Below are 4517 nucleotides of genomic sequence, written 5' to 3' on the forward strand. Positions count from 1 at the left end.
ATGGGTATTAAGACATATAAAGCTTATACACCGTCCAGAAGAAATATGACCGGTTCCGACTTCGCTGAAGTTACCAAGAAGACACCGGAAAAATCTCTTTTGGCTAAGAATAAAAAGACTGCCGGTAGAAATAACCAGGGTAAGATCACTGTTCGTCACCACGGTGGTGGAAATAAGCAGAAGTACAGAATTATCGACTTTAAGAGAAACAGTAAGGACGGCATTGTGGCAACTGTTGTAGGTATCGAGTACGATCCAAACCGTTCCGCAAACATCGCACTTCTCTCTTATGCAGACGGATCCAAGGCATACATCCTTGCACCTAACGGTTTGACTGACGGGATGAAGGTTATGTCCGGAGCAGAGGCAGAGGCAAGAGTAGGAAACTGCTTACCATTGTCCGCTATCCCTGTAGGTTCCGAAATTCATGCTATCGAGTTAAAGCCCGGTAAGGGAGCGCAGCTGGTTCGTTCCGCAGGAAATGCAGCACAGCTTATGGCGAGAGAAGGAAAGTATGCAACCTTAAGACTTCCTTCCGGAGAAATGAGAATGGTTCCTATCGAGTGCCGTGCAACCATCGGTGTAGTAGGTAACGGAGACCACAACCTCATCAATCTTGGTAAGGCGGGAAGAAAGCGTCACATGGGTATCCGTCCAACAGTTCGCGGATCTGTTATGAACCCTAACGACCACCCACACGGAGGTGGAGAAGGTAGAGCTCCTATCGGACGGAGCGGACCTAGCACACCTTGGGGTAAGCCTGCACTTGGTTTGAAGACCAGAAACAAGAAGAAGCTTTCCAATAAGCTTATCGTAAGAAGACGTGATGGTAGAGCCATCAAATAATTGAGGAGGAGAAAGAAAAATGGCACGTTCTATTAAAAAAGGACCATTTGCAGATCAGAGTCTTTTAAAGGCTGTGGATGCACTGAATGCACAGAATCAAAAGACAGTAGTGAAAACTTGGTCTCGTCGTTCCACAATCTTCCCGTCATTTGTTGGACACACCATTGCGGTTCATGACGGAAGAAAGCATGTTCCTGTATACATTACAGAGGATATGGTAGGACACAAGCTGGGAGAATTCGTTGCAACAAGAACTTACCGCGGACATCACGGTAACGGCGACGAAAGAAGAGGATAATCTGCATAAAGAAAGGAGGACATGAAAAATGTCAAAAGGTCATAGATCTCAGATTAAAAGAGAGAGAAATGCAAATAAAGATAAAAGACCTTCCGCTAAGCTTTCTTATGCTAGAGTGTCTGTACAGAAAGCTTGCTTTGTTTTAGATGCTATTCGTGGCAAGGGCTTGGAAGAGGCATTGGGAATCGTAACCTATAACCCAAGATATGCTTCCACATTGGTTAAGAAACTTCTTGCGTCCGCAGCTGCTAATGCAGAAAACAATAACAATATGAATAGAGAGAATCTTTATGTTGCAGAGTGCTTCGCAAATGCAGCTCCAACATTAAAGAGAATCCACCCAAGAGCACAGGGTAGAGCTTACAGAATCTTCAAGAGAAGCTCACACATCACTGTTATTCTGGACGAAAGAAAGTAAGGAGGCAAGGAATGGGACAGAAAGTCAATCCGCACGGTATGAGAGTCGGTATCATTAAGGACTGGGATTCTAAGTGGTACGCAGACAAGAAAAACTTTGCAGATAATCTTATCGAAGATCACAAGATCAGAGAATTTTTAAAGAAGAAGCTGTATTCCGCAAATGTCTCTAAGATTGAAATCGAGAGAGCGGCTGAGGATAAGGTTCGCATTATCGTATTTACTGCTAAGCCCGGATACGTTATCGGTAAGGGCGGAGCAGAAATCGAGAAGTTAAAGAAGGATGTTCAGAAGATTACCAACAAGAACATCTTCATCGATATCAAGGAAATCAAGAGACCGGATAGAGATGCACAGCTTGTTGCAGAAAGTATCGCGTTGTCCTTAGAGAACCGTGTATCTTTCCGTAGAGCTTTGAAGCAGGCTATGTCCAGAACCATGAAGGCAGGAGCTTTAGGAATTAAGGCTTCCGTTGGTGGACGTTTGGGCGGAGCGGATATCGCAAGACGTGAGTTCTATAGCGAGGGAACAATTCCTCTTCAGACTCTTCGTGCAGATATCGATTATGGATTTGCTGAGGCCGATACTACCTATGGAAAATTAGGAGTAAAGGTATGGATTTACAAGGGCGAGGTACTTCCTGCCAAGAAAAATAAGGAAGGGAGCGAGAAATAATTATGTTAATGCCTAAGAGAACGAAATTCCGTAAGCAGATGCGCGGAAGAATGACCGGTAAGGCTACTAGAGGCAATACCGTTAGCCATGGAGAATTCGGAATTATTTCCACTGAACCTTGTTGGATCAGATCCAATCAGATCGAGGCAGCCAGAGTTGCCCTTACAAGATACATTAAGCGTGGCGGTAAGGTTTGGATCGACATTTTTCCAGACAAGCCTGTATCTGCAAAGCCCTTGGGAGTACGTATGGGATCCGGAAAGGGTGCTACAGAGTACTGGGTTGCAGTAGTTAAGCCGGGACGCGTGTTATTTGAGATTGCCGGTGTACCGGAGGAAATTGCAAGAGAGGCATTACGTCTTGCTTCTCACAAGCTTCCTTGTAACTGCAAAATCGTCGCAAAGGCAGATCTGGAAGGCGGTGATAACTAATGAAAAAGAAAACATATTTAGAAGAGCTGAAGGCAAAGTCAGCTGAGCAGCTGAATGAAGAGCTGGTTTCCGCAAAGAAAGAACTTTTCAATCTGCGATTCCAGAATGCAACCAATCAGTTGGATAATACAGCCCGCATTACCGAGGTTCGGAAAAACATCGCTCGGATTCAGACTGTTATCACTGAGAAAGCGAAAGCGTGAGAAGGGAGAACAGAATAATGGAAAGAAATCTGAGAAAAACCCGTACCGGTAAGGTGGTTAGTGCAAAGATGGACAAGACCATCGTTATCGCTATTGAAGATCACGTGAAGCACCCTCTTATTGGAAAAATCGTAAAGCGTACCGTTAAGATTTACGCTCATGATGAGAACAATGAGGCTGGTGAGGGAGATACAGTTAAGGTAATGGCAACCAGACCTTTATCTAAGACCAAGAGATGGAGACTTACTTCCATCATTGAGAAGGCGAAGTAATATAGGAGCAAGGAAGGAGCATATATGATTCAGCAGGAAACAAGACTTAGAGTTGCTGATAACACAGGTGCAAGAGAGCTTCTTTGCATCCGTGTTATGGGAGGCTCTACCAGAAGATATGCCGCCATCGGAGACATCATTGTAGCTTCCGTAAAGGACGCTATTCCCGGCGGACAGGTTAAGAAGGGTGACGTTGTAAAGGCCGTTGTGGTTCGTACAGTGGATGAGACCAGAAGAAAAGATGGTAGCTATATCCGTTTCGATGAGAACGCAGCAGTTATCCTCAAGGAGGATAATACCGCAAAGGGCACCCGTATCTTTGGACCGGTAGCAAGAGAGTTAAGAGATCATGGTTACATGAAGATCGTATCCCTCGCACCGGAAGTATTATAAGGAGGGGAGCCAGATGCGTAGAATTAAGAAAGACGATATGGTAAAGATCATTACCGGTAAGGACAATGGTAAGCAGGGTAAGGTTTTATCCTTCGATCCAAAGACCAACAAGGTAGTGGTAGAAGGTTGCAACATGGTAACCAAGCACCAGAAGCCAAGTCAGGCTAACCCACAGGGCGGAATTGTTCGTAAGGAAGCAGCTTTGGATGCATCCAATGTAATGCTTGTTGTTGATGGACAGGCTACTCGCGTAGGATTCAAGCTTGAGAATGGCAAGAAGGTTCGTGTGGCTAAGAAGACCGGTAAGGTTATTGACTAAGAGAAAGGAGGAATAAAGGATGGCTAGATTAAAGGAAATTTACAATAGCGAAATCAAAGAAGCTATGCAGAAGAAGTTTAACTATAAGAATGTTAACGAAATTCCAAAGCTTGAAAAAATCGTCATCAACATGGGTGTTGGTGAAGCAAAAGAAAATTCCAAGGTTCTCGACAGTGCAGTACGTGATTTAGAGATCATTACCGGACAGCATGCTGTAACAACAAAGGCAAGAAAGTCCGTTGCGAACTTCAAGATCAGAGAGGGACAGGCAATTGGATGTAAGGTTACTCTTCGCGGAGAGAAGATGTACGAGTTCGCTGATCGTTTGATCAACTTGGCTCTTCCTCGAGTAAGAGACTTCCGTGGTGTGAACCCCAATGCCTTCGATGGTAGAGGAAACTATGCCCTTGGAATCAAAGAGCAGATTATTTTCCCTGAAATCGAGTTCGACAAGGTAGATAAGGTTAGAGGAATGGATATCATCTTCGTTACAACTGCAAAGACTGACGAAGAGTCCAGAGAGCTTCTTACCCTGTTCAATATGCCTTTTGCGAAATAATCGGAGGAAAAAATGGCAAAATTATCAATGAAATTAAAGCAGCAAAGACCTGCAAAGTTCTCCACAAGAGAATATACAAGATGTAAGATTTGCGGACGTCCGCA

At 44.3% G+C, this 4517-nt stretch carries 10 protein-coding genes and 1 pseudogene; all 11 read left to right on the top strand.

Annotation, left to right across the window (positions count from 1 at the left end; genetic code table 11):
• Nucleotides 1–846 carry a 50S ribosomal protein L2 gene (gene rplB, locus RYL27_RS11000; RefSeq protein ID WP_007157677.1) on the top strand — a complete coding sequence of 282 codons (846 nt, stop codon included), beginning with the start codon at nucleotides 1–3 and terminating at the stop codon, nucleotides 844–846.
• Between the two features lie 19 nt (nucleotides 847–865).
• The gene (gene rpsS, locus RYL27_RS11005) at nucleotides 866–1144 is read left to right on the top strand and encodes a 30S ribosomal protein S19 (protein ID WP_314343966.1); all 279 of its coding nucleotides are present in this window, start codon (nucleotides 866–868) and stop codon (nucleotides 1142–1144) included.
• A 28-nt stretch (nucleotides 1145–1172) separates the two neighbouring features.
• Nucleotides 1173–1562, top strand: coding sequence for a 50S ribosomal protein L22 (gene rplV, locus RYL27_RS11010; RefSeq protein WP_007157675.1), 390 nt, complete (start codon nucleotides 1173–1175; stop codon nucleotides 1560–1562).
• Between the two features lie 11 nt (nucleotides 1563–1573).
• The gene (gene rpsC / locus RYL27_RS11015; protein ID WP_007157674.1) at nucleotides 1574–2236 is read left to right on the top strand and encodes a 30S ribosomal protein S3; all 663 of its coding nucleotides are present in this window, start codon (nucleotides 1574–1576) and stop codon (nucleotides 2234–2236) included.
• A gap of 2 nt (nucleotides 2237–2238) precedes the next feature.
• Nucleotides 2239–2667 carry a 50S ribosomal protein L16 gene (gene rplP, locus RYL27_RS11020; protein WP_007157673.1) on the top strand — a complete coding sequence of 143 codons (429 nt, stop codon included), beginning with the start codon at nucleotides 2239–2241 and terminating at the stop codon, nucleotides 2665–2667.
• Nucleotides 2667–2870 (top strand): 50S ribosomal protein L29, encoded by a 204-nt coding sequence (gene rpmC / locus RYL27_RS11025; protein WP_007157672.1) that lies wholly within the window; start codon nucleotides 2667–2669, stop codon nucleotides 2868–2870. Before rplP ends, rpmC begins: the two co-directional genes overlap by 1 nt.
• 17 nt (nucleotides 2871–2887) lie before the next feature.
• Entirely contained in the window at nucleotides 2888–3142 is a 255-nt protein-coding gene (rpsQ, locus tag RYL27_RS11030; RefSeq protein WP_007157671.1) for a 30S ribosomal protein S17, read from the top strand.
• 24 nt (nucleotides 3143–3166) lie between these two features.
• On the top strand, nucleotides 3167–3535 hold the full coding sequence (rplN, locus tag RYL27_RS11035) for a 50S ribosomal protein L14 (RefSeq protein WP_007157670.1): 369 nt from the start codon (nucleotides 3167–3169) through the stop codon (nucleotides 3533–3535).
• 13 nt (nucleotides 3536–3548) lie between these two features.
• Nucleotides 3549–3854: a 50S ribosomal protein L24 gene (gene rplX / locus RYL27_RS11040; RefSeq protein WP_183683843.1), complete on the top strand. Its 306-nt coding sequence runs from the start codon at nucleotides 3549–3551 to the stop codon at nucleotides 3852–3854.
• A gap of 19 nt (nucleotides 3855–3873) precedes the next feature.
• On the top strand, nucleotides 3874–4413 hold the full coding sequence (gene rplE / locus RYL27_RS11045; RefSeq protein WP_007157668.1) for a 50S ribosomal protein L5: 540 nt from the start codon (nucleotides 3874–3876) through the stop codon (nucleotides 4411–4413).
• A 12-nt stretch (nucleotides 4414–4425) separates the two neighbouring features.
• A pseudogene (rpsN, locus tag RYL27_RS11050) lies at nucleotides 4426–4517 on the top strand (type Z 30S ribosomal protein S14); the annotation flags it as partial.

Origin of the sequence: Oribacterium sinus, assembly GCF_963537195.1 — a bacterium.
Lineage (GTDB): Bacteria > Bacillota > Clostridia > Lachnospirales > Lachnospiraceae > Oribacterium > Oribacterium sinus_A.

Coding starts and splice junctions, on each gene's coding strand:
- rplB (WP_007157677.1), top strand. CDS start 1: ATGGGTATTAAGACATATAAAGCTTATACACCGTCCAGAAGAAATATG.
- rpsS (WP_314343966.1), top strand. CDS start 866: ATGGCACGTTCTATTAAAAAAGGACCATTTGCAGATCAGAGTCTTTTA.
- rplV (WP_007157675.1), top strand. CDS start 1,173: ATGTCAAAAGGTCATAGATCTCAGATTAAAAGAGAGAGAAATGCAAAT.
- rpsC (WP_007157674.1), top strand. CDS start 1,574: ATGGGACAGAAAGTCAATCCGCACGGTATGAGAGTCGGTATCATTAAG.
- rplP (WP_007157673.1), top strand. CDS start 2,239: ATGTTAATGCCTAAGAGAACGAAATTCCGTAAGCAGATGCGCGGAAGA.
- rpmC (WP_007157672.1), top strand. CDS start 2,667: ATGAAAAAGAAAACATATTTAGAAGAGCTGAAGGCAAAGTCAGCTGAG.
- rpsQ (WP_007157671.1), top strand. CDS start 2,888: ATGGAAAGAAATCTGAGAAAAACCCGTACCGGTAAGGTGGTTAGTGCA.
- rplN (WP_007157670.1), top strand. CDS start 3,167: ATGATTCAGCAGGAAACAAGACTTAGAGTTGCTGATAACACAGGTGCA.
- rplX (WP_183683843.1), top strand. CDS start 3,549: ATGCGTAGAATTAAGAAAGACGATATGGTAAAGATCATTACCGGTAAG.
- rplE (WP_007157668.1), top strand. CDS start 3,874: ATGGCTAGATTAAAGGAAATTTACAATAGCGAAATCAAAGAAGCTATG.